Raw genomic sequence first — 23,860 nt, forward strand, 5'->3', positions numbered from 1 at the left:
TCAAGTTACCAATAGCACTTGACATAACAAAATGGGAAAACCGAAACAAATTTTCTTAATTCATTTCCGAATATCCTACCGCTTCACCTTTTAGTGTTCCACTGGTACAGCTCACAATTTTTACGTTTACGAAATCTCCAATTTTATAATTTTCTTTTGGAAAAACTACCGTGATACTTTGTGAGTTTCTTCCGGAGAATTCCTCAGTTGATTTTTTAGAAACTTTCTCCACTAAAACCTCTACGGTTTGACCGATGAATTCTTCGCTTCTCAGCCAAGCGTGTTTCTGTTGTAAATCGACTATTTCCTGAAGTCTTCTGGCTTTGGTTTCATCGGTAACGTCATCTTCCATTTTTCTTCCAGCGAGAGTTCCTGGGCGTTCTGAATAGGAATACATATAGCCAAAATTGTATTTTACATACTCCATTAGACTCATGGTGTCTTGGTGATCTTCTTCTGTTTCTGTAGGGAAACCAGCGATCATATCTTGCGAAATAGAAGCATTTGGAATGATGGCTCTAATTTTATCAATTAGGGTCATATATTCCTCGCGACTATGCAAGCGATTCATTTCTTTTAAGATTCTATTACTTCCCGATTGAACCGGTAAGTGAATGTGTTTACATATATTCGGATGTTTCGCGATAACATGTAGTACACTTTCATGCATATCCTGAGGATTAGAAGTCGAAAATCGAATACGCATTTTAGGAAAGCCTATGGCTACCATCTCGAGCAATTGATCAAAATCTACAGCCGTGGCTTTTTGCATTTCAGAGGCGTTCTCAAAATCCTTTTTCAATCCGCCACCGTACCAAAGGTAACTGTCGACGTTTTGTCCCAATAGGGTTATTTCTTTAAAACCTTTGTCCCATAGATCTTGGATTTCTCCCATGATACTTTGTGGTTCACGACTGCGCTCACGTCCACGAGTAAAAGGGACAACACAAAACGTACACATATTGTCGCAACCACGAGTGATGGAAACGAGCGCCGTAATTCCGTTGCTCATTAAACGAACAGGTGAAATATCTCCGTAGGTTTCTTCTTTGGATAAAATTACATTAATGGCGTCACGACCTTCTTCCACCTCTGCCAATAAATTAGGCAAATCTTTATAAGCATCAGGACCGACCACGAGGTCGACTATTTTCTCTTCTTCCAAAAACTGACTTTTCAAACGTTCGGCCATACAACCTAAAACGCCCACTTTCATTTTTGGATTGATGCGTTTCACGGCATTGTATTTCTCTAGACGCTTGCGAATAGTTTGTTCCGCCTTATCTCGAATCGAGCAAGTGTTAACCAAAACTAAGTCCGCATCTTCTAGGTTTTGAGTTGTATTGTATCCGTTTCCAGATAAAATGGAAGCTACGATTTCACTGTCCGAGAAATTCATTGCGCAACCATAACTCTCTATAAAAAGTTTTTTAGTATTCTCAGGTTTGTTTTCTAAAACAAGACTTTCGCCTTGTTTGCTTTCTTCAATAATCTTTTCCATAGGTCACTTTCAAAAGTGTGTTTTAATAAGATGGCAAAGATACAATTATTTGAATGATTATGACAAGATGTCAGATTAAGAATTAACATTGTTTTTGGTATTTTAAATACGCTATAAAAAAAAAGCTATTTTGAATTTTTGGTACGAAAGGGTATCATTTACAGGGTTGTTTTTTTTAATATAACCTTTAGTGGTATACTAGGCATCGTAGTAAATAACAGTAGGTTGATCTTTACCATGCTCTTAGCGTAAAGCCAGATGCAAGAATGCTGCCAGAGAGGCTCCTATTATCGGGCCTAAAATAGGTATCCATGCATAATGCCAATCGCTGCTTCCTTTTAAAAGAAAGCTATGGATAATACGAGGCCCTAAGTCTCTTGCAGGATTAATAGCATAACCGGTAGTACCTCCCAAAGATAGTCCTATCACCCAAACTAAAATGGTAACCGGTAGTGCGCCGATGGAACCAAGCCCAATTTTTGCGTCGACGGTTGTACTGATGTTAAGTTCTGGTCCTGCGATGTAAAAAATAACAAAAAGTAGTACGAAAGTCCCGATAATTTCACTGATCAAATTCGAAGAGGTATTTCGTATGGCGGGCATGGTGCTAAAACAGGCCAGTTTCGCGGTTTCGTCTTCGGTAAGGGCGAAATGATCTTTATGGAACAGCCAAACGAGAAAGGCACCCAACATGGCTCCAATGAGCTGAGCCACGACATAGGAAGCGACTTGACTCCAAGCAAATTTGCCTATAAGTGCTAGCCCAATGGTAACGGCAGGATTAAGGTGTGCACCACTAATAGGTCCTGCAACGGTTACAGCTACAAAGACGGCAAATGCCCAGGCTGTAGTGATGACAATCCATCCTGAATTATTCCCTTTTGTTCCTTTAAGAACTACGTTGGCAACCACGCCATTGCCTAACAAGATAAGGAGGGTTGTGCCGATAATTTCTGCTATAAATGGTGACATCTTTTTCGTTTTAAAGGTTGCTGTTTTAATCTTCAATCCAGTTGGTCGTGCGGCCCACTGCTTTATCCCAGTTTTTTACTAATTTGTCTACTTTTGCTTTTGGCATTTCAGGTGAAAATACTTTGTCGATAGACCATTGTTGTTGTAAATCAGCTATGCTTTTCCAGTAACCTACGGCTAGACCTGCTAAATAGGCTGCTCCCAAGGCGGTTGTTTCTAGTGTTTTGGGTCTAATGACATTAAAACCAAAGAGATCGGATTGAAATTGCATCAATAAATTATTGATAGCCGCTCCGCCATCTACTCTTAATTCTTTTCCTTTTCTTCCAAAATCAGCCTCCATTGATTTTGCTAAGTCTAATACTTGATAAGCGATCCCTTCTAAGGTAGCACGAGCTATATGCGCATTTGTAGTGCCTCGAGTAATTCCTAAAATGGCTCCTCTGGCATATTGATCCCAATGTGGTGCACCTAAACCAGTTAAGGCAGGGACAAAATAAACACCGCCATTGTCTGGGACACTGGCGGCTAAAGCTTCAATATCATTGGAGGAACGGATCATTTTAGCTCCGTCTCTTAACCATTGCACAGCTGCTCCGCCTACAAAAACACTGCCCTCTAATGCATAGGTTGTTTTACCATTGATTTTCCAGGCCACAGTAGTGAGTAAATTATTCTTAGAATAAACAGGTCTGTTACCGGTATTCATTAACATAAAGCAACCCGTTCCATAAGTATTTTTGACCATTCCAGGGGATGTGCATAATTGTCCAAAAAGAGCAGCTTGCTGATCACCAGCTACCCCGGCAATCGGGATTTTTGTAGAAAATAGGGTAGTGCAGGTTTCACCGTAAATTTCGCTGCTTTGTTTTACTTCGGGTAACATGGCGCGTGGGATAGTGAATAATTCTAGTAATTCAGGATCCCATTCTAAGGTATGGATGTTTAATAATAAAGTTCTGCTGGCGTTAGATACATCGGTCATAAACATTTTGCCTCGAGTAAGTTTCCAGATAAGCCAAGTGTCTATAGTTCCGAAACATAATTTGCCTTGTTCTGCTTTTTCGCGTGCCCCTTCGACATTGTCCAAAATCCATTTGATTTTAGTTCCTGAGAAATAAGCATCTAAAATTAGGCCTGTCTTTTTTTGAATCATATCCGCATGGCCTTTTGCTTTTAATTCATCACAATATTTAGCGGTCCGACGATCTTGCCAAACAATAGCATTGTATAAAGGTTCGCTTGTCTCTCTGTCCCAGACAATGGTAGTTTCGCGCTGATTGGTAATGCCAATTGCGGCTATTTCCTTTCCAGAGATGCCTACTTTTGCAATGACTTCGGCAGCGACGCTAATTTGTGAAGACCAAATTTCGTTAGGGTTGTGTTCAACCCATCCTGGTTTTGGAAAGATTTGCTTAAAAGGTTTTTGGGAAATGCTGACAATTTCTCCGTCGTGGTTAAAGAGGATCGCTCTAGAGGAGGTGGTGCCTTGATCAAGTGTTAGGATTATTTTTTTTTGCATAAGTCCGGATCTTGGTTAGTGATGTTTTCTTTGAAATTCGGATAGAAGGAATCCATTGGCAATGGTGTTAAAATGCGATATTTGGGTTTGGGCCCAAGTGGAATCATGCCCAAGTTCTTTAGCTAGAAATCTCCCCACTTTTTCACAACAAGCGATGGCGGCACGAGCATCTAGAAATAAAAGTCTGACTCTTCTGGCCAGGATATCATCTATGGTTCTGGCCATTTCATAACGAATTGCCCAAGCGACTTCTGCCATAGTATAGTCGTAATCGGGATGTAGTTTTTCTTTTAACTCAGGTTCTTGATCTTGTAATGCTAGTATTTTTGGGATATCAGTTCCATAGATATAAAGGTGGTTTTCTCGAGCTTCAGCATTTGTGGCTATGCTACCGTGAATAGCAATATGTTCGGTTTGGCATTTCTTTTTAGGGAGATGATGTACCACGATGGCTTTGTCAATGATATCTTCGGCAATTTTTCTATACGTGGTCCATTTTCCTCCAGTTATGGTGATGAGTCCGGTTTGGGAAACAATTATTTTATGACTCCTAGAAACTTCTTTGGTGCTTTTTCCTTCTTTTTCTGGTGCCGCCAAGGGTCTTAATCCGGCAAATACAGAGAGAACGTCAGCGCGTGTTGGTTTTTTGGCTAAGTAGCGTTGTGCTGTTTCTAAGACAAAGGCAATTTCGGTTTCTAATGCTATGGGCTCCAAACTGTGTTTTCGGATTAAAGTGTCAGTAGTACCTATTACTACTTTGCCATGCCAGGGTACGGCAAATAAAACTCTTCCGTCACTTGTTTTGGGAATCATCAAGGCATGATCGCTTGGTAAGAAAGATTTGTCAAAGACCAAATGAATGCCTTGACTTGGTACGATGTATTTTTTGTATACGGTATCGTTAAGTTTCATTATGGCATTGGTAAAAACGCCTGTGGCATTAATGACTGCTTTGCCTCTTACGTCATATCTCTGGCCGGATTCATGATCTACGACTTGAACACCGATAACTTGATCTTTATCGTTTTTTAATAGATTCAAAACCTTGGTGTAGTTGAGAATGCACGCGCCATTTTCTACTGCGGTTTGTGCAATGTTTATAGCTAAGCGAGAGTCGTCAAATTGGCCATCTTGGTAGATCACACCACTTACTAAGCCTTTGGGTTCGACAGTAGGGAGTAACTCGGTGGTTGTTTTCTTTGAAATATATTTAGATCGGCCTAAACTTAGTCTGCCCGATAAAAGGTCGTATAGTTTAAGACCTATAGTGTAGAAGTAGCCTCCCCACCAGTTGTAGTTGGGTATGATGAAAGATTGATTTTTGACTAAATGAGCTGCGTTTTGGGACATTAGGCCTCTTTCTTTTAAGGCTTCTGTTACTAAGGCAATATTGCCTTGTTCTAAGTATCGAACGCCACCATGAACTAATTTTGTGCTTCTGCTAGAGGTGCCTTTTGCAAAATCTATAGCTTCAAACAAAACAGTCTTGTACCCTCTGCTTGCAGCATCGAGAGCTGTACCGAGTCCACTAGCACCACCACCAATAACGATTACATCCCACTGGGGAGTTTGTTTTAATTTTGCTAATTGTTCTATTCGATTCATGCTGCGTTTTGTTTGGGGTGTTTTGGAACTGCGGGTTTTCACTTAATAAATATAACAAAATAAAACGAAGCGAAATAAAATGGGATTAAAACTAGACACCCAATGATATTTTTTTATCTCGCTTGTCTCTTTAATCAGGGTTATTTGGGATGTTTGGCAGATAAGATGATGGTCATTAACAGGGGGCATCAAGATGGTGTAGATCTTATTGGTAAAGGGAAATCTTTCTTTTGTGTAGGCGTTTTTTAAATCATTATAATGGATGCTGATTATAGGGTATATTTCGATGTTTATATTCAGGTAAAACAGTGAAGGTTTTGTCTGGATGGGGATACATATTAAGTATGAAAAATATTTTTAAAATTTACTAAAGCACAATATTTAAAAAAAATAGATACTTTTGTTGCAGAAAAATAGAGCAATGGCAAAGAATTTAGTAATAGTTGAGTCACCTGCAAAGGCGAAAACAATAGAGAAATTTCTAGGGAGTGATTTTCAAGTTGAGTCAAGTTATGGACACATAGCAGACTTACCATCAAAGGAAATAGGAGTAGATGTTGAGAATGGTTTTAAACCAAAATATGAAGTTTCTTCTGAGAAAAAAGCTTTAGTAAGTAAGCTGAAAACACTAGCTAAGAATGCCGAAATGGTTTGGCTAGCAAGTGATGAGGACCGCGAAGGAGAAGCTATTTCTTGGCATCTTGCGGAAGAACTAAAACTAGATGTAAAAAAAACAAAGCGAATTGTTTTTCATGAAATTACCAAATCTGCGATTCTTAAAGCAATTGAGAATCCTAGAGAGATCGATTACAATTTGGTTAATGCGCAGCAAGCCCGTCGTGTATTAGATCGATTGGTAGGTTATGAATTATCTCCGGTTTTATGGAGAAAAATCAAAGGAGGTTTGTCTGCAGGAAGGGTACAGTCCGTTTCAGTGCGTTTGATTGTAGAAAGAGAACGTGAAATTCAGAACTTTAATGCGGTGGCCACTTATTCTGTTGTTGCTGAATTTGTTAATGAAGCAGGGAAAGTATTCAAAGCCAAATTGCCTAAAAATTTTAATACTAAAAAAGAAGCCGAGGATTTTTTAAATAAAAATATCGGATCACAATATAAGGTAGCAGATTTAGAAACTAAACCTACCAAAAAATCTCCAACAGCCCCTTTTACAACCTCTACACTTCAACAAGAAGCTGCTAGAAAATTGTATTTACCAGTGGGAATCACCATGCAGCTAGCGCAACGTTTATATGAAGCGGGACTTATTACTTATATGAGAACCGATAGTGTAAATCTTTCGAAAGATGCGATGAATGCTGCTGAAGCTGAAATTATAAAATCATACGGGAAAGAGTTTTCTAAACCGCGCACTTTTGCCAATAAAAGCAAAGGAGCACAGGAGGCGCACGAAGCTATTCGTCCAACAGACATGTCACGTCACACAGTGAATATTGATCGTGATCAAGCTCGTTTGTATGATTTGATCTGGAAAAGAACATTGGCTTCTCAAATGAGTGATGCCCAGTTAGAAAGAACAAACGTGAAAATTGAAGCCCATAACCACAGTGAAATTTTCACTGCTTCAGGTGAAGTATTGCTTTTTGAAGGTTTTCTAAAAGTGTATTTGGAAGGGCATGATGATGATGAGGAAGAGCAAGAAGGGATGTTGCCAGCGATGAAAGTCAATGAAAAACTGGGGAATAATTACATTACAGCTACGGAACGTTATTCAAGACCTCCTGCACGTTATACAGAGGCTTCTTTGGTGAAGAAATTAGAAGAATTAGGTATTGGTCGTCCTTCTACCTATGCGCCAACTATTTCTACCATTATCAACAGAAACTATGTTGAAAAAGGAACACTAGAAGGTCAGGAACGTAATTACACTCAACTTACTTTACAAGGTGCTAAAGTAGGAGAGAAGTTATTGAAAGAAAATACAGGTTCAGATAAAGGAAAATTAGTTCCCACTGATATTGGAACCATTGTTACCGATTTCTTAGTGAAAAATTTCGGAAACATTTTAGATTATAATTTCACGGCAAAAGTAGAGCAAGATTTTGATGAAATAGCCGAAGGAAATATTGATTGGGCTGTTATGATGAAGGAATTCTACAGTAAGTTTCATCCAAATGTAAAAGAGGTTGAAGCCAATGCTGAACGTGAAAGCGGAGAAAGAATTCTAGGTAAAGATGCTGATGGAAGACAGGTCTCTGTTCGTTTAGGAAAGTTTGGACCTATGGCTCAAATTGGAGAAGCGGATGATGAAGATAAAAAATTTGCTAGTTTAATGGCAGATCAAAATATTGGAAATATTACTTTGGAAGATGCCTTGAATTTATTTTTGTTGCCTAAAAATTTGGGGGAATACAAAGGAGAGGAAGTTGAGGTAAGTAATGGTCGTTATGGTCCCTATGTAAGACACGGAAGTGTTTTTATTTCCTTGCCAAGAGGGGAAGATCCTTTAGGAGTTTCTAAGGAAAGAGCGCAGGAATTAATTGATGAAAAGGCAATTGCTGATGCACCAATCGCTATCTATAAAGGAGAGGGTGTTCAGAAAGGTGTTGGACGTTTTGGACCGTTTATCAAATGGAATGGAATATTTATTAATGTAAGTAAAAAATACAATTTTGATAATTTATCACAGCAAGAGGTTGAAGAATTGATTGAAGATAAATTGCAGAAAAACATTGATAAAGTACTTCACAATTGGGAAGAGGAAGGTATTTTGGTTGAGAAAGCCCGTTGGGGACGTTCCGTAATTACAAAAGGTAAAATCAAAATTGAATTAAGTAAAGATGTTGATGCTACCAAGTTGACCCTTGCTGAGGTTCAGGAGATGATTGCTAAAAAGACTCCGGCTAAAAAAACACCAGCAAAAAAAGCCACAACCGCTAAAAAAACTCCAGCTAAAAAACCAGCTGCTAAAAAGAAATAAAAAATGGAATTTGATTTTCTAGAACCAGTAAACGAAGGGATTTTAAAATTCATTAGTTCAGTGTCTTCACAAGAATTGGGTAGTAAAGTTGTTTTACATACCCAAGATCAGTTTCCAGATATTACTAAAATAAACATTGCCATAATTGGTGTTTTGGAAGATCGCCGAAACATCGATATGGTCAATGAGGTGAATCTAAATGCCGTTCGTAAAAAGTTATATAGTATGTTTCCAGGGAACTGGGATGCCTCTATAGCTGATTTAGGAGATATATTGGCAGGGGACGCAGTAGAGGATACTTATTTTGCCCTTAAAAAGGTAACTTCTACTTTAATTAAGAATAAAGTGATTCCTATAGTCCTAGGAGGTTCTCAGGATTTGACCTATGCTTTATATCGCGCTTATGATGATTTAGAGCAAATGGTGAACTTGGTTTCGGTGGATAATCGATTTGATTTTGGTAAGGAAGATGAGACTGTTTCGGCTAATTCATATTTGACAAAAATCATTATTGATGAACCGAATAATCTTTTTAACTACTGTAATATAGGGTATCAGACCTATTATAACTCGCAGGAAGAGATCGATTTGATTGAAAAGTTGTTTTTTGATGCGTACCGATTAGGGGAAATTTCAAATAAGATTGCTTTGGCAGAGCCCGTATTTAGAGATGCGGATTTGGTGAGTATCGATTTAAACTCCGTGAAATCATCCGCTTCGGGAAATACGATTTCATATGAGCCTAATGGCTTTAATGGAAAAGAAATTTGTTCGTTGGCTCGATATGCAGGTATCAGTGATAAGGTTACTTCTTTCGGAATATTTAATCACAATAGTACTGTTCAAGAAGCGGGTATTATTGCTCAGATGGTTTGGTATTTTATTGAAGGTTACCATTATCGCTCGAAAGAATATCCTTTTGGAAGTAGGGCTAGTTATTTGAAATATATTGTACCCTTGGAGGACGAGGAGCTCGTTTTTTATAAAAGCGATAAAACAGATCGCTGGTGGATTGAAATTCCTTTTGTGTCTAATGGGAACAATAAATTAAAGAGGAATACGTTATTACCTTGTTCTTATGATGAATACTTATGTGCTTGTAACCAGGAATTACCCGAACGCTGGTGGAAAGCGCAGCGCAAAAACGCCCTGTAAAGGGAAAATTGCGTTACTATATTACTTTTAGTAGCATTGAAAATTTATCAAGCTAAATTAGTAAGTCAAAACCTACAACGGTTAAAAATTAACGGTTTACGTCGATTTTTTGATGCAGTTTATCGATAAAATATTTTTTTTTTATTTTATTTAACATTATTTTTGAACGATAAAATAAATTTCGCAAACTAGTATTGTTTTTTAGATAAATAATAAATAGGTTTACGAACTATAATAATGAATAGATAATCCAAATTTATATGAAGAAGTTTATTGCATTTGCGGCAATGTTAACACTAGTGATTGGCTGTGGTAAGTCAAGCGACAAAGGTGAGTTAGTTGGTGTTACAGGAGGGAAATGGCATCCTGAAAAGCCATATGGAATGACTTTGGTTCCTGGAGGATCTTTCATTATGGGTAAGTCTGACGATGATCAGGCAAACGTAGAAGATGCGCCTACCAAAACCGTAACGGTTCGTTCATTTTATATGGATGAAACGGAAATCACCAATAGTGAATATCGTCAGTTTGTAGAGTGGGTAAAAGACTCTACGATGCGAGTTCGTTTGGCTATTTTGGCGGATGAAATGGGTCAAAAAAGTACAGGAGAGAAAGGTAAAAAAGGCGGCAGCATTGGAGATTATGCATTTAACGATTCTGAGCCAGATAAAATGACGGCTTATGATAAATACATGTATGATAACTATTATAGTATCGGTACAGCAGACGATCAATACGCTGGAAGAAAATTAAATAAAAAAGTAAAATTAATCAAGGATACTAAGGCTTATCCAGATGAGTATTACACCGAAGTAATGGACTCTATGTATTTGCCAATAGACGAATCCTATAATGGATTGAGAACAATTGATGTGAATAAGTTGAAGTTCCGTTATTCTTGGATGGATATTCAAGCTGCAGCTAAAGCAAAAGTTGGAAAAAGAAAAGATTTTGTAAAGACCGAACAAGTTAGTGTTTATCCAGATACGACAGTTTGGATCAAAGATTTTGCTTACTCGTACAATGAGCCAATGCACAATGATTATTTCTGGCATAAAGCCTATGGAGATTATCCAGTTGTGGGGGTTACTTGGAAGCAAGCTAAAGCATTCTGTGCTTGGAGAACTTTGAATAAAAATAGCTACATAAAATCTAAGAAAAAAGGACGTGATCTTGTAAACTCTTTCAGATTGCCAACAGAAGCAGAATGGGAGTATGCTGCGAGAGGTGGTTTAGAATCGGCTACTTATCCTTGGGGAGGTCCTTATACGAAAAGTGATAGAGGATGTTTCTTAGCGAACTTTAAGCCAAATAGAGGAGATTATGCAGCGGATGAGGCATTGTACACTGTAGAGGCTAAATCATACGATCCTAATGGATATGGTTTATACAATATGGCAGGAAATGTTTCAGAGTGGACAGATTCAGCTTATAATCCAAATGCATACGAATATGTATCAACGATGAATCCAAACGTAATTGATGGAAACAATCAAAGAAAAGTAGTTCGTGGAGGTTCTTGGAAAGATGTTTCTTATTTCTTGCAAGTAAGTACTCGTGATCATGAATACGCAGATTCTGCAAGAAGTTATATTGGTTTTAGAACTGTTCAAGATTATATGGGAACTCAAGTAACAGGAGGCCAAAAGAAGAAGTAAATTTAAGTAAATTCAATAAATCCAAATCAAATCTAATCTAAATTTAAACCTAAAAAAAAAGTATTATGGCATTATTAAGTAAAAAAGCAATGAATTTCGCTTATGGTATGGGAGCGGCAATAGTAATTATTGGAGCGTTATTCAAAATTGCTCACTTCGAGTTCGGACCAATAACGGGAACATTAATGCTTACAATTGGACTTGTAACTGAGGCGTTGATTTTTGCGCTTTCAGCTTTCGAACCAGTTGAAGAGGACTTGGATTGGACTCTTGTTTACCCAGAATTAGCAAACGGACAAGCTAGAAAAAAAGCTGATAAAGTTGAAACACCATCTGATGCCCAAGGATTGTTGTCTCAAAAATTAGATGCTATGTTGAAAGAAGCTAAAATTGATGGTGAATTAATGTCAAGTTTAGGAAATTCTATCAAAAATTTCGAAGGCGCTGCAAAAGCGATTTCTCCAACTGTAGACTCTATGGCAGGACAAAAGAAATATGCTGAAGAAATGTCTATGGCTGCTGCACAAATGGAATCATTAAACAGTTTATATAAAGTACAATTAGAGAGTGCTACAAGAAACGCACAAGCAAATAGCGAAATCGCTGATAATGCTTCTAAATTAAAAGAACAAATGCAATCAATGACTGCAAACATTGCGTCTTTAAACAATGTTTATGGTGGTATGCTTTCTGCAATGAGTAACAAAGGATAATTAGTTTTTAACTATTTGTATTAAAATTATTAATAAGAACTAATTAGAAAAAAATGGCAGGAGGAAAATTAACCCCTAGACAGAAGATGATTAACCTAATGTATCTGGTTTTCATCGCAATGTTAGCAATGAATATGTCCAAAGAAGTATTATCTGCTTTTGGATTAATGAATGAAAAATTTGAAAGTGCAAATACTTCTTCAGTACAGACCAACGAAGGTTTGTTGATGTCTTTAGATCAAAAGGCGGCTGAAGCAAAAGGAGAATTCGCAGCTGCTGCAGTTACAGCACATAAAGTAGAGACGGCTTCTAAGGAGTTTTACGCCTACATCGGTTCTTTAAAAGGAGATGTTTTAAAAGGTTTTGAAACAGATAAAGAAACTGGGAAGTTGCCTTATGAGAATATGGACAAGGGGGATAATATCGACAACTGGTTTACAGGAGAAGGATATACCACAAAAGGAAATGAAATTATTGCTCAAATTGAAAAATACAAAGCAACTATGAAAGCTGCCTTGTCTGATAAAAAATATGCAGCAATTTTAGCAGAGGTAGAGAAGAAATTCGACGTTTCTGATGTAAAAAATAAAGACGGAGCAAAAGATAAATACTTAGCTTACCACTTCAAAGGATTTCCAGCGGTTGCTTCATTAGCTAAGCTTTCAGCTTGGCAAAATGACGTTCAAAAAGCGGAAGCTGATGTGTACAGTGCTGCATTAGGAAAAGCGGCTGTTGCTGCTGCTTCGTACAGTAATTATCAAGCTATTGTTGTTTTAGATAAAAATGCTTATTTCCAAGGAGAAAAAGTAACAGGTAAAGTAGTTTTAGGTCGTTATGACGAAAACACTAAACCACAAAGTGTTACTGGAGCTGTTTTAGATCCTGCTACTGGACAAGCAAAAATTAATTTAACTGCAGGTAGTGTTGGAGAACAAAATATCGGTGGTCAATTTAATTTTATTGAAGATGGTAAAACAATTAAATTGCCATTTAAAGGAACTTATGTGGTAGTACCAAGACCAAATTCAGCAACTATTTCTGCTGATAAGATGAATGTAGTATATAGAGGTGTGGTGAACCCGATCTCTGTATCATTCGCTGGTGTAGATGCTAATAAAATTTCGGCTAGTGCTCCGGGATTAGCTTCAGCTGGTAAACCAGGTAAGTATAATATGAGTCCAGGTCAAGGTACAGAGGCTACGATTTCTGTAACAGGAACATTGCCAAATGGTGATAAAGTGACGGATAAGAAAACATTCAGAATTAAAGGTATTCCTGGTCCGACAGGTACAATTAGAGGAGAAATGGGTATCGTAAAAGGACCTAAATCGAACTTAGAAATTGCCACTATTGGAGCTAAGTTACTTGATTTTGATTTTGAAGTTGGTTTAGATGTTGTTGGGTTTAATTTAAAGATTTCAGGACAACCTACTGTAGTAGTTTCAGGAAATAGATTAAATGCACAATGTAAATCTGTTCTTGCAAGAGCAGGTAAAGGTGACCAGGTTACTATTTCTGAAATTAAAACTAGACTTGTTGGAGCTGGTAGTTATTTATTGCCAAGAACTGCTCCGGTAATTTTCGAAATTCAATAATAAAAGTAGGTAAACCTACGTTCAATATCTTATAATGATATCATGATGAAAGTAAGAATTTTTTTAATAGCTATTGTTTCTATCGCTGGAGGTTTCGCCTCTAATGCGCAATCGAATTTGCTTAACGCAAAAACACCTGCACAGATAGGGCTTAAGACTCCTGCGCAACTTATCTCGGATAATGATAAGCCTTTGGCTTATGGTTATGTGGATGATAGAGATATCTTAATGGGAAAAACTACTTGGGAGATCATTGATTTGAATGAAAAAATCAATTTTCCATTGTACTTTCCAGTAGATACAGCTAATATTGGTTCGGATAGACGTTCACTTTATGATGTCTTGACGAAAGCGGTTAAAAACGGCAAAATAACTGAAGTGTATACTGATAGTTATTTCAATACAAAAAAATCGATGAAAGACATCGGAGGATCATTGTCTCGTATTGATACAACGGATGCTGGTAGAGAGCTTATCAATCAATATCCTGATGATTACAAAACACGTGTTGTAAAGAAAAAAGTAGTTACAGGGACTGGTAAAAAGAAAGTGGTGACTTATGTTGATGAGACAGTAGGGCCTACGAGATCAATTCCTGCTGAATATATCTTGAAACAAGATCTTACAGCTGCAGATGTTACACAGTACAAAATAAAGGGATACTGGTATTTTGATAAACGTCAAAGTGAATTGAAGTATCGTTTACTTGGAATTTGTCCTGTAACACCTGATGTGTATACCATGAACAGTGACGAGAAGGATTATATTGAATTGTTTTGGGTTTTCTTCCCTAATGCGAGAGAAGCTTTACATGAAGCCAAAGCGTTTAACGACAACAATTCAGCACTTCCGATTTCGTTTGATCAGATTTTAAATTCTAGACGTTTTAATGCAGTAATCTATAAAGAAGAAAACCTTTACGGGGATCGTGAGATTAAAGATTATATGAAAGACAATGCACAAAATCAGTTGTTAGAATCTGAAAGAGTGAAAGAGAAGATTCGTAATTTCGAACAAGACATGTGGAACTACTAAGTAGTTAAAATTACTATATAACTAAAAACTCTTACTACATTTGTAGTAAGAGTTTTTTTTATTTTATTTACAAATGATAGATTATTTAATTATTGGATCCGGTTTGGCTGGAATTTCGTATGCTGAAGTTGCCCTTAAAAACAAAAAATCTATTGTTGTAATAGATAATAAATCTCAAAATTCTTCTCGGATTGCTGGCGGTTTGTATAACCCCGTTATTTTGAAGCGGTTCAGTGAAGTCTGGAAGGCTGAAGAGCAGTTGGCTCTAATGGAAGGTTTTTACAGGGATCTAGAAGCGAAATTGAATGTAAAGTTTAATTTTAAGCTTCCTATTTTAAGAAAGTTTTTTTCCATCGAAGAGCAGAACAATTGGTTTGCTGCCTCGGATAAACCCTTGTTGGCTCCGTTTCTTTCCACTAAACTAATCTATACAAAGTACCATGGAATTGATTCTCCTTATGATTATGGAGAAGTGCTTCATACGGGATATGTGGATACTGCACTATTATTAGATCAGTACCAAGAGTATTTAAAGCAGAATGGATTATTGCTTCAGGAGTCGTTTGATTATGCGCAAGTAATTTTTAATGAAGATTTCGTGCAATACAAAGGGTATCAGGCACGTCATATCATTTTCGCAGAAGGTTTTGGAATGCATGCCAACCCATTCTTTGGGGATTTACCACTGGATGGTACAAAAGGAGAGTTGTTTATCATAAAAGCTCCAGATCTTAATTTAGATGTTATTGTCAATACGAGCGTCTTTATATTGCCATTGGGTAATAGTTTATTCAAAGTGGGGGCTACCTACAATTGGAAAGACAAAACGGATTTGCCTACCGAAGAAGGAAAAGCAGAATTGTTAGAGCGTATAGAAGAAATTATCAATTGTGATTTCGAAATTGTTTCACACTTTGGAGGGGTGAGACCTACAGTTAGGGACAGAAGGCCAATGATAGGAACTCATGATGTTTATAAATCACTGCATTTGCTTAATGGTTTAGGGACACGAGGGGTTATGCTTGGTCCCGCAATGGCCAAGGAATTATTTGATTTTATCGAAAATGAAATTCCGCTAGATCCTACTATAGATATTAACAGATTCTATAAGAAAAGGAGATAGTTTGTTTATTGTTTAGCGGCTTCTGGATCATAAGAAACAAACATATTGATGTAAATGTTTCTTGACCATCTTAAAACAAATGGAAACAGTACAACTAAAGTGATGACAATGGTCAAAAAGGAAGTTTCAATACTGGTTTCAAAAAAAACAAATGATACAATAAAAGCGGCGATACCGACGGCTACATTTAGGCCATAACTGACGTACATGGCGCCATAAAAAAACGAGGGTTCAAGTAAATATTTTAATCCACAATGACTGCATTTTTCGTTCATTTTGAGAACTTTAGTCAAATGAAGTGGGTTTTTATCAAAATACATGCTTTCATTTTGGCATTTTGGACAACTTCCTGTTAAAATACTATTTAGTTTGGATCCTTTTTTTAACATTTTCTTGAAATATAATATCTTTAATTGTTGGTAAATCGGTAAAGTGTGTTTTGGTTTGTGAATTGAGGTTGAGTTTACTATTGAATTAGTTCTCTTTTTATGCAGTGGGATATTTGTCTATTCCCAGAGATGTAAATGTACTGATTTTTAACATGAGAAGAAAATCTAAAATTCTCAGTTCGAGTAGGTGCATTTATTTGTATTATAAAATAGGACGACAAGGTGAATTGCAATAAAAAATCCTTGTTGAAATATTTAGCAAAGTCAACTCGCCTAATCTTTTGATTTGTGCTAACTACTTTGGTTATTGAGTTTTGTGAAATGGGAACCAATGCGATACCGCAAATTTCATTATCAATTTCTTTCCTAAATCGGTCAAATCTTAAATTAATAGTCATACTTTTGCACTTTGAAAATTAGAAGGAAAAAAGTAGATAAATTACTACCGAATTTACTGTTGGATCTACATTAAATCAATAAAAAATCAGGGCTTACAGTTCAGTTGCTGTTTATTTTTTTTTGATTTGTAACTAGTTATTTATTAGTTAATTATGTTTTTTGATAGCGATATTATTCCAACATTTGCAAAAATAAAAATTAAAATACCCATTGATTTGGGAGTGTAACTTTACACAATCACTTAGTTATAAAATAACATTACATGCTTAATATACATAATTTATCGGTTTCTTTTGGTGGTTCATATTTATTCGAAGAAGTAACTTTTCGTTTAGGTGCAGGAGACCGAGTTGGACTTGTTGGGAAAAATGGTGCAGGAAAATCAACTATGCTTAAAATCCTCGCAGGGGATTTTAAACCAGATTCAGGACAAATCGCTACCGAAAAAGAAGTGAGAATGGGTTTTTTGCGTCAGGATATTGATTTTGAAGCAGGAAGGACCGTTTTGGAAGAAGCGTATGAAGCGTTTACAGATATTAAAGTTGTTGAGAAAAAGCTAGAACATATCAATCATCAATTGGTGACTAGAACCGATTATGAAAGTGAGGAATATAGCAAAATTATTGAAGACTTATCCGATTATACGCATCGTTTTGATCTTCTAGGAGGATACAATTATGTTGGAGATACGGAGAAAATTCTTTTGGGACTTGGTTTTAAAAGAGACGTTTTTAATAATCAAACCGAAACCTTTTCAGGAGGTTGGAGAATGCGTATCGAGTTAGCGAAATTATTATTGCAGTCTAATGATATTTTGCTGTTGGATGAGCCTACCAATCACTTGGATATTGAGAGTATCATTTGGTTGGAAAGTTTCTTGCGTAACTATCCTGGTGTGGTAGTGATTGTATCGCACGATAAGATGTTCTTGGATAATGTGACCAATCGTACGATCGAGATTTCATTAGGTAAGGCTTATGATTTCAATAAACCGTATTCTGAATATTTAGAATTGCGTCATGAAATTCGTGAGAAGCAGTTGGCTACGCAAAAGAATCAAGCTAAAAAAATTGAAGAGACTGAAAAATTAATTGAGAAATTCCGTGCAAAAGCTTCTAAAGCTTCTATGGCGCAATCGTTGATTAAAAAATTAGATAAGGTTGAAAGAATTGAAGTGGATGAAGACGATAATTCGGTCATGAATATCTCTTTTCCAGTTTCAAAAGAACCAGGAAGAGTGGTGGTTGAAGCGGAGAATGTAACGAAAAGTTATGGTGATAAAACGATTTTGAAAGAAATCAATTTATTGGTAGAACGTGGAAGTAAAATTGCGTTTGTTGGTCAGAATGGTCAAGGGAAATCTACTTTTATCAAAGCTATTGTAGATGAATTTGAGTATAAAGGAAGTATCAAATTAGGACACAATGTGCAATTGGGATACTTTGCTCAAAATCAAGCAGAATATCTAGATGGTGAAATTACCTTATTACAAACCATGGAAGATGCTGCAATGGATACCAATCGTTCTAAGGTTCGTGATATGTTGGGGTCGTTTTTGTTTCGTGGAGATGATGTGGAGAAAAAGGTAAAAGTACTTTCAGGAGGAGAGCGTAATCGTTTGGCACTTTGTAAGTTATTGTTGCAGCCGATCAACGTTTTACTGATGGATGAGCCTACGAATCACTTGGATATCAAATCGAAGAACGTTTTAAAAGCTGCACTTCAAAAATTTGGCGGAACCCTATTATTGGTTTCTCACGATAGGGATTTCTTGCAGGGGATGTCTAATATCGTATACGAATTCAAGGATCAAAAAATAAAAGAATATTTAGGTGATATCAATTATTTCTTAGAGCAACGCAATCTAGAAAATATGCGTGAAGTTGAGAAAAAAGATGTTGAAAAGGCAGCTGCTCCAAAAGAAAGTAATAAAACTTCATACGAAGATCAGAAAAAAGGAAAAGCCTTGCAAAACCGATTAAGCAAGATAGAAAGTCAGATCAAACAATTAGAAAAAGACATTCAACATGATGATAAATTGTTGCTTTCTAATTATGACAAACATATTGAAGATGCTTCGTTTTTTACAGCCTACAATAAAAAGAAAAAGGATTTAGACCAGTTGCTTTTAGACTGGGAAGTTGTTCAAGAAGAGATTGATAATTTTACTGCATAAAATAAGAATCACAACTTATTAGTTGTTTTGTTTCTGTCCTTATAAAAAAAGCATTTCTATTGTTGGAAAAGACCTCTTTTGGTTTTTCATTCGACAAGAAGTGCTTTTTTTTTGTCCTGTTTTTTTCTGATCAGACAGCTCTATGAAGAATCAGGAAACCTCTTGTTGGTTGTTTTTCCTTTTCTTTTAGAAGCGAATCACTTTATAATCCCAATATGCTTGGAGTGTATAATAGCTTCACTACTATCTTTAAAATAACAAACCGAAACATCTAAATTTTCTAAGTTTTTTAAAATGGCTTTGGTAGAATTTTTGGGGTATTTTCCAGTTTGTCTAATGTAAACTGCTTTTACAGTAACGGGAAATATTTTGCAAATACGCTCATATAAATAAGGGTCATGTTGCGAGTCATCACCTAGTAATACATATTTCAGGTTAGGGTAAAATTCTAAAACATGTTTTATTTTTTCAAATTTATGATCGTGATTGCCTCTTCCGCTAAGGAAAAAGTCCGTAATCCCTCTTTTGATATCCCTTAGGAGGATAACGGCTCTTGGTAGGTGATGTATTTTAGTAAATTTGGCAATGAACCGATACAGATTCCATTCACTGCTGGAGATATAAAAAAAAGCATTTTGCTCCTCTTTGTTATGTCGCAGGGCTGAACTTAAGGCCTGGTAATGAGGAACCACATCTTTGAAAACTTTGCGATCGTTCACGTTTTTAAACAAAAGAATGTATATTTTTCTAAAGAAATTGTGGGTGTGAGAAATCAAAAAAGTATCATCAATATCAGAAATGATGCCTAAGTTTCCTTCATGTGGTCTGATAAAACTGCCGTGTTCGATGATAAGCTCCCCTTTATATTTAATGCTTACTTGGTAGGGCATCCAACCAAAATTAGGTTCATTAATAAGTGGAATACAAAATTTAAAATAACCATCGTCCAAGGTTTTGGAGTGGATCTCTTGGTCGCCATATTTAAGATACACATCAAAATTTGAAAGTGTTTTTATCCTAAATAAATTAACAATTTTAGTGGCGTTTTTAAAGTTTGTCTTTTGAAAATCATAATCATACAATGTTTTAAATACATGTCCCATTACAATTAATTCTTGTTCGTTGGCATAACCTCTATATAATTGTAAAATTGGTTTCATTAATTATGTACTTTTATAGATGCTGTAAATTAATTATTTAAATTGATTTAAAAACTAAAATGGTGAAAAAGAATATCGTATTTGTTGTGAATCCAATATCTGGTGATCTAGATAAGTCTGATTTAATTGAAGCTGTACAGGAGTTTGCGGTTATGCACCATTTTAATCTGACGGTATACCAAACCACAGGAAAAGAAGATACTAAAGCGATTCAACTGATTTACAATGATTTTTCACCAGAGCGAATTGTCGTAGCTGGTGGAGATGGCACCATAAAGATGGTGGCAGAAGCGATGGAGCATTATGATGTTATATTGGGAATCTTACCAGCAGGTTCTGCAAATGGTTTGTCAGTCGACTTGAATTTACCTACGCCGCTGGAAGAAAATTTAAAGATTGCTTTTTTGAACAATTTCATGGAAATGGATATGATTTGTATCAATGGCAAAAAAAGTATTCACTTAAGCGATATTGGTTTGAATGCTAGCTTGATCAAAAATTATGAGGAAAGTAATTTACGTGGTTTCTGGGGATATGCGTTGCAAGCTTTTTCAGTATTAAAAGATGAAGATGAGCCTTTTGTAGCGACTATTTCTGCGAATAATGATGTAGTGGAACATAGCGCTAGGATGATTGTTATTGCTAATTCTCAAAAATACGGTACGGGTGTTGTGATCAATCCAAGTGGTACTATGAATGATGGAAAATTTGAGTTGGTGGTTCTTAAAAATTTGGATTTATTAATATTGGGAAAAATCATCACGGGAAATATGCCTATTGACTCCGATGATATCGTGATTATTTCAACAGATAAAGCCACAATAGAAACAGATTTTCCAGTAAACTTTCAAATAGATGGTGAGTACTGTGGCGCTCAAAGCTGCTTAGAAATTCATATTTTACATAAGCAAATGAAAATTGCTATTCCTTAAAGTGGAAAAGCAGGTGTTGGGCGTTTTAAATTTTGGGCTTGCTATTATTTAAAAGGATTCCGCTGTTGCCAATGGGTTTTAGGTTCGAGATAATTAAATAATGTAGCCATATTTTGATTGATTAGAGTATTGCTATGGGTAATCAATCCATACATTTGTTTGGGTTTGGCGCCAACAGAACTTTTTATCTCAAGTGCGGTTCGTGCAAAAACGATTTCCGTAAAACCTTGATTGATGGAGTAGGCTATCATGTCATACAGCATGTTCAAATAGAGCATTTTCTCGCGCTGAATGGTGTCATCATAACCTAAAAAGTACGTATCCATTACCGCCCCATTTTTGATTAAAGTATTGAATCCAACGAGTTTATTGTCTATAAAGTAACCATAAAACAAGAAATTGTCTTTCATGATTTCTTTGAAGCAGCGAAAGTGATTTTTGGCTAGAAAAAAAGTATTAAAAGGGGCATTTTCGGCCACATGATAATAGAGACTGTAAATAGTGTCCTCGTGTTTAATGATTTCTGCTAAAGACATTTTTCGTTTTTCAATACCCTCGGCTTTTTTTCGTGCCCGTTTGTATTGATCGCGATATTTTTTTGATAATGCCTCAATATAGTCTTGCTCAGTTTTCCAATCTTTATTGATTTCAAAAACCATATTTGGTTGGGTTGAAAACGTATAATTGTTTTTAAACTCAACTTTCAAAGGATCAATTTCACTTTCGGTGAAATCTTTTATACTAGTAATGTGAACTTTTTTGCCTTTTGATTTGAAATCTTTTTTAAGCGCTGTTATGGCTTTATGGAGTGCTTTTAGTGCTTTGCTTTGGTTGGCGGTTGGTGCTAAGGCGTAAGCATTCTGCCCTGTAAGCATATTGTTGCCTATGAATAATACATGAGAGGCAAATTTCTTAAAAGCGAAATTGCGTACGGAAGTTTTTAAGCATTGGTCACGTTCTCCGAAAGAGGCTAGCTTTTCTGAGAATAAAAATTGAGTAAGCGCAATTCCCACGAGTGTTTCGTCTTGGAAAATTCCAATAAAATGACAGATCATGTTTACTGGAGAAGATTTTTCAAGCACTTCAAGGTATTCGCGTCTCAAAAAAATATTTTCAGTAGTTAGCGAATTCCATTCTAAAGGTAGTACGGAAGCGCAATTGTATATTTGGAAAGAATAGGTTGTATTCAAAAGTGTAAACTAATTTTGTCAAAATTAGGTAATAATTGTAATAACTAACTTGGTTTTGGTTATTATTAAGAGAAACCCGTTTGAGTGCTTATTTCAAACGGGTTTTATGATGATAAGTTTAGGCAAACGCACAAACAATTCCGCCCATAAGTGTTAGGCATACCGCCCAAAATCCGACGTGAACGAATATATATTTCCAGGATTTCCTTTCAAATAAACCATTTATTCCAATGATAGGTAGAGCGAAAAACAAGGCTGACATAAAGCCATGAAGAGCTCCGTGCTTAAAAGTACGGTAAGCCGTTCCGTAATCATCCATAAAGGCTTTGAAAGAAGGTTTAGCACTTTCTAGTAAAGGGGGACCTCCAACCATGCCAAAGGCTCCCGTTTGATGAATGGTGAGTGACATTAGTATTACGGTGATCATTAGGGAGAAAAGATAGGTAAGTCCAAAGATTTTGAGCATGTTTCCCTTTTGGAGTTCTTCTTGGGTTAAATTGTTTTCTTTCATCCAGATGGTTCCAAAAACAGAGGGATGGTACCAGATAAAACCGACTACAAGTGTTACAGCTGCTGCTAGAAGTAATGCAATAAAGTTAATTTCCATAATATGAGGTTTTTAGGATTAGTTGTTCAAATTTAGTAAAAAAAGTACAACTCTTTATCTCGTATTAATAAGTAGGCTAAGTCGTGTTAAATTTATTTTAATTGACACTTTATCGATATTTTATGCTTTATATCTATTAAATGCGTAATTTAGTGCAGTAAACTAAAGGCAAATAAAGTTATGAAAAATTTAATTCCTCTTTTTTTAGCGCTTGTTTTTTCAGTTAATGTTTTTGCCGATACGGTATCAGATAAAGAGAAAGATGCTCTTATAAAGTTGTATGAGGCTACCAACGGATCGCAATGGAAAATAAAATGGGATTTATCATTGTCTGTAGCGACCTGGTATGGAGTGCAAACTGAAAATGGGAAAGTCGTTGGGCTTTCTTTGGCAGATAACAATTTACAAGGCCAATTGCCAGATGTTCTTTATGATTTAGTGTATTTAACGGAGTTGGATTTGCATAAAAATAAGCTTGAGGGGCAATTATTGCCGGCGATTCTTAATTTTAAAGAATTGGAATCTTTAGATGTTTCTGCGAATCAACTGGTAGGAAGTATTCCGGAAGCGATTTGTGAATTGAAAAAGTTGAAAACCTTGTCGCTTTTTAGAAATAAAATTTCAGGGGTATTGCCTGCTGATATTGGAAAGTTAAATCAATTGGAAGTTTTAAGTCTATTTGAAAATGAAATTCAAGGACAGTTGCCAAGTTCGCTATACAAGATTGTGAACTTAAAAGTATTGCTTTTGAATAATAACAAATTGTCGGGTAATTTGAGTGCGGAAGTTGAAAATTTGAGTGCTTTAGAGAATCTGAGTTTGTTTGATAACAGTTTTGGTGGTGAGATTCCTAGAGAGGTTGAAAAATTGAGCCATTTGTCGGAGATGAATCTTTCGTATAATAAATTTATAGGCAGCGTATCTAAAAATTTAGCCATACAAGATTCTCTGAATATGACCATGTTGGATGAAAGTGGAAACCCGTTTTTGTTGGAAATTAATATAGAAAAAGAATTACAATAGTTGCCCAAATTAATCGTGCTTAGGAATGGATCTTACAATCTTTGAAAAAAGTAGATTAAATATATTTAGTTAATTGTAGAAACCGTAATTCGTTACGGTTTTTTTTATGTCTGAAAATGAAATGGTCTTTTGGTGTTCACTAAAAAAATAACATTTAATTTAGAATG

Annotated in this window: 18 protein-coding genes; 10 read left to right on the forward strand and 8 right to left on the reverse strand. The window is 36.1% G+C overall.

Annotated features, from left to right (window positions below; translation table 11 throughout):
• Positions 1 to 55: 55 nt before the first annotated feature.
• The 4 genes from miaB to AC51AA_RS16435 all read right to left on the reverse strand — a co-directional run bounded on the left by miaB (position 56) and on the right by AC51AA_RS16435 (position 5,600).
• Positions 56 to 1,501 carry a tRNA (N6-isopentenyl adenosine(37)-C2)-methylthiotransferase MiaB gene (miaB, locus tag AC51AA_RS16420; protein WP_500703296.1) on the reverse strand — a complete coding sequence of 482 codons (1,446 nt, stop codon included), beginning with the start codon at positions 1,499 to 1,501 and terminating at the stop codon, positions 56 to 58.
• 243 nt (positions 1,502 to 1,744) lie between these two features.
• Positions 1,745 to 2,473 carry an MIP/aquaporin family protein gene (locus AC51AA_RS16425; protein ID WP_500703297.1) on the reverse strand — a complete coding sequence of 243 codons (729 nt, stop codon included), beginning with the start codon at positions 2,471 to 2,473 and terminating at the stop codon, positions 1,745 to 1,747.
• Positions 2,474 to 2,498: 25 nt separating this feature from the next.
• The gene (gene glpK, locus AC51AA_RS16430) at positions 2,499 to 3,995 is read right to left on the reverse strand and encodes a glycerol kinase GlpK (protein WP_500703298.1); all 1,497 of its coding nucleotides are present in this window, start codon (positions 3,993 to 3,995) and stop codon (positions 2,499 to 2,501) included.
• 15 nt (positions 3,996 to 4,010) lie between these two features.
• Positions 4,011 to 5,600 carry a glycerol-3-phosphate dehydrogenase/oxidase gene (locus AC51AA_RS16435; protein ID WP_500703299.1) on the reverse strand — a complete coding sequence of 530 codons (1,590 nt, stop codon included), beginning with the start codon at positions 5,598 to 5,600 and terminating at the stop codon, positions 4,011 to 4,013.
• Positions 5,601 to 6,021: 421 nt separating this feature from the next.
• Between AC51AA_RS16435 and topA the strand changes: the two genes are divergently transcribed.
• The 7 genes from topA (at position 6,022) to AC51AA_RS16470 (ending at position 15,817) form a co-directional block, all read left to right on the forward strand.
• Positions 6,022 to 8,538 carry a type I DNA topoisomerase gene (gene topA / locus AC51AA_RS16440; protein WP_500703300.1) on the forward strand — a complete coding sequence of 839 codons (2,517 nt, stop codon included), beginning with the start codon at positions 6,022 to 6,024 and terminating at the stop codon, positions 8,536 to 8,538.
• A 3-nt stretch (positions 8,539 to 8,541) separates the two neighbouring features.
• A complete protein-coding gene (locus AC51AA_RS16445; RefSeq protein ID WP_500703301.1) occupies positions 8,542 to 9,693 on the forward strand; it encodes a formimidoylglutamase in 1,152 nt (383 codons plus the stop codon).
• Between the two features lie 260 nt (positions 9,694 to 9,953).
• The gene (gene porK / locus AC51AA_RS16450) at positions 9,954 to 11,351 is read left to right on the forward strand and encodes a T9SS ring complex lipoprotein PorK/GldK (protein ID WP_500703302.1); all 1,398 of its coding nucleotides are present in this window, start codon (positions 9,954 to 9,956) and stop codon (positions 11,349 to 11,351) included.
• Positions 11,352 to 11,416: 65 nt separating this feature from the next.
• The gene (porL, locus tag AC51AA_RS16455) at positions 11,417 to 12,064 is read left to right on the forward strand and encodes a type IX secretion system motor protein PorL/GldL (protein ID WP_500703303.1); all 648 of its coding nucleotides are present in this window, start codon (positions 11,417 to 11,419) and stop codon (positions 12,062 to 12,064) included.
• 53 nt (positions 12,065 to 12,117) lie between these two features.
• Positions 12,118 to 13,659 (forward strand): type IX secretion system motor protein PorM/GldM, encoded by a 1,542-nt coding sequence (porM, locus tag AC51AA_RS16460; RefSeq protein WP_500703304.1) that lies wholly within the window; start codon positions 12,118 to 12,120, stop codon positions 13,657 to 13,659.
• Positions 13,660 to 13,704: 45 nt separating this feature from the next.
• Positions 13,705 to 14,694, forward strand: coding sequence for a type IX secretion system ring subunit PorN/GldN (gene porN / locus AC51AA_RS16465; RefSeq protein ID WP_500705650.1), 990 nt, complete (start codon positions 13,705 to 13,707; stop codon positions 14,692 to 14,694).
• A gap of 73 nt (positions 14,695 to 14,767) precedes the next feature.
• Positions 14,768 to 15,817 (forward strand): NAD(P)/FAD-dependent oxidoreductase, encoded by a 1,050-nt coding sequence (locus AC51AA_RS16470; RefSeq protein WP_500703305.1) that lies wholly within the window; start codon positions 14,768 to 14,770, stop codon positions 15,815 to 15,817.
• Positions 15,818 to 15,822: 5 nt separating this feature from the next.
• On the opposite strand, the gene AC51AA_RS16475 is transcribed toward AC51AA_RS16470, so the two are convergent.
• Positions 15,823 to 16,206 carry a DUF983 domain-containing protein gene (locus tag AC51AA_RS16475; protein ID WP_500703306.1) on the reverse strand — a complete coding sequence of 128 codons (384 nt, stop codon included), beginning with the start codon at positions 16,204 to 16,206 and terminating at the stop codon, positions 15,823 to 15,825.
• 661 nt (positions 16,207 to 16,867) lie between these two features.
• Here AC51AA_RS16475 and AC51AA_RS16480 point away from each other — a divergent pair.
• A complete protein-coding gene (locus AC51AA_RS16480; RefSeq protein WP_500703307.1) occupies positions 16,868 to 18,781 on the forward strand; it encodes an ABC-F family ATP-binding cassette domain-containing protein in 1,914 nt (637 codons plus the stop codon).
• A gap of 197 nt (positions 18,782 to 18,978) precedes the next feature.
• Here AC51AA_RS16480 and AC51AA_RS16485 read toward each other — a convergent pair whose 3' ends face one another.
• Positions 18,979 to 19,941, reverse strand: coding sequence for an App1 family protein phosphatidate phosphatase (locus tag AC51AA_RS16485; RefSeq protein WP_500703308.1), 963 nt, complete (start codon positions 19,939 to 19,941; stop codon positions 18,979 to 18,981).
• 62 nt (positions 19,942 to 20,003) lie between these two features.
• Between AC51AA_RS16485 and AC51AA_RS16490 the strand changes: the two genes are divergently transcribed.
• Positions 20,004 to 20,873: a diacylglycerol/lipid kinase family protein gene (locus AC51AA_RS16490; protein ID WP_500705651.1), complete on the forward strand. Its 870-nt coding sequence runs from the start codon at positions 20,004 to 20,006 to the stop codon at positions 20,871 to 20,873.
• Positions 20,874 to 20,917: 44 nt separating this feature from the next.
• On the opposite strand, the gene AC51AA_RS16495 is transcribed toward AC51AA_RS16490, so the two are convergent.
• Both AC51AA_RS16495 and AC51AA_RS16500 read right to left on the reverse strand, forming a co-directional pair.
• Complete coding sequence (locus tag AC51AA_RS16495; RefSeq protein ID WP_500703309.1) at positions 20,918 to 22,063, reverse strand: peptidogalycan biosysnthesis protein; 1,146 nt, start codon at positions 22,061 to 22,063, stop codon at positions 20,918 to 20,920.
• 118 nt (positions 22,064 to 22,181) lie between these two features.
• Complete coding sequence (locus tag AC51AA_RS16500) at positions 22,182 to 22,670, reverse strand: DUF1761 domain-containing protein (protein WP_500703310.1); 489 nt, start codon at positions 22,668 to 22,670, stop codon at positions 22,182 to 22,184.
• A gap of 180 nt (positions 22,671 to 22,850) precedes the next feature.
• Here AC51AA_RS16500 and AC51AA_RS16505 point away from each other — a divergent pair, with 180 nt between their 5' ends.
• Positions 22,851 to 23,693 (forward strand): leucine-rich repeat domain-containing protein, encoded by an 843-nt coding sequence (locus AC51AA_RS16505; RefSeq protein ID WP_500703311.1) that lies wholly within the window; start codon positions 22,851 to 22,853, stop codon positions 23,691 to 23,693.
• Positions 23,694 to 23,860 lie beyond the last annotated feature (167 nt).

The sequence above is a fragment of the Flavobacterium sp. OHVDL-2026-0007 genome (assembly GCF_059882335.1).

Bases quoted from the DNA above. Each gene is read 5' to 3' on its own strand.
- miaB (WP_500703296.1), bottom strand. From the start codon at position 1,501: ATGGAAAAGATTATTGAAGAAAGCAAACAAGGCGAAAGTCTTGTTTTA.
- AC51AA_RS16425 (WP_500703297.1), bottom strand. From the start codon at position 2,473: ATGTCACCATTTATAGCAGAAATTATCGGCACAACCCTCCTTATCTTG.
- glpK (WP_500703298.1), bottom strand. From the start codon at position 3,995: ATGCAAAAAAAAATAATCCTAACACTTGATCAAGGCACCACCTCCTCT.
- AC51AA_RS16435 (WP_500703299.1), bottom strand. From the start codon at position 5,600: ATGAATCGAATAGAACAATTAGCAAAATTAAAACAAACTCCCCAGTGG.
- topA (WP_500703300.1), top strand. From the start codon at position 6,022: ATGGCAAAGAATTTAGTAATAGTTGAGTCACCTGCAAAGGCGAAAACA.
- AC51AA_RS16445 (WP_500703301.1), top strand. From the start codon at position 8,542: ATGGAATTTGATTTTCTAGAACCAGTAAACGAAGGGATTTTAAAATTC.
- porK (WP_500703302.1), top strand. From the start codon at position 9,954: ATGAAGAAGTTTATTGCATTTGCGGCAATGTTAACACTAGTGATTGGC.
- porL (WP_500703303.1), top strand. From the start codon at position 11,417: ATGGCATTATTAAGTAAAAAAGCAATGAATTTCGCTTATGGTATGGGA.
- porM (WP_500703304.1), top strand. From the start codon at position 12,118: ATGGCAGGAGGAAAATTAACCCCTAGACAGAAGATGATTAACCTAATG.
- porN (WP_500705650.1), top strand. From the start codon at position 13,705: ATGAAAGTAAGAATTTTTTTAATAGCTATTGTTTCTATCGCTGGAGGT.
- AC51AA_RS16470 (WP_500703305.1), top strand. From the start codon at position 14,768: ATGATAGATTATTTAATTATTGGATCCGGTTTGGCTGGAATTTCGTAT.
- AC51AA_RS16475 (WP_500703306.1), bottom strand. From the start codon at position 16,206: ATGTTAAAAAAAGGATCCAAACTAAATAGTATTTTAACAGGAAGTTGT.
- AC51AA_RS16480 (WP_500703307.1), top strand. From the start codon at position 16,868: ATGCTTAATATACATAATTTATCGGTTTCTTTTGGTGGTTCATATTTA.
- AC51AA_RS16485 (WP_500703308.1), bottom strand. From the start codon at position 19,941: ATGAAACCAATTTTACAATTATATAGAGGTTATGCCAACGAACAAGAA.
- AC51AA_RS16500 (WP_500703310.1), bottom strand. From the start codon at position 22,670: ATGGAAATTAACTTTATTGCATTACTTCTAGCAGCAGCTGTAACACTT.
- AC51AA_RS16505 (WP_500703311.1), top strand. From the start codon at position 22,851: ATGAAAAATTTAATTCCTCTTTTTTTAGCGCTTGTTTTTTCAGTTAAT.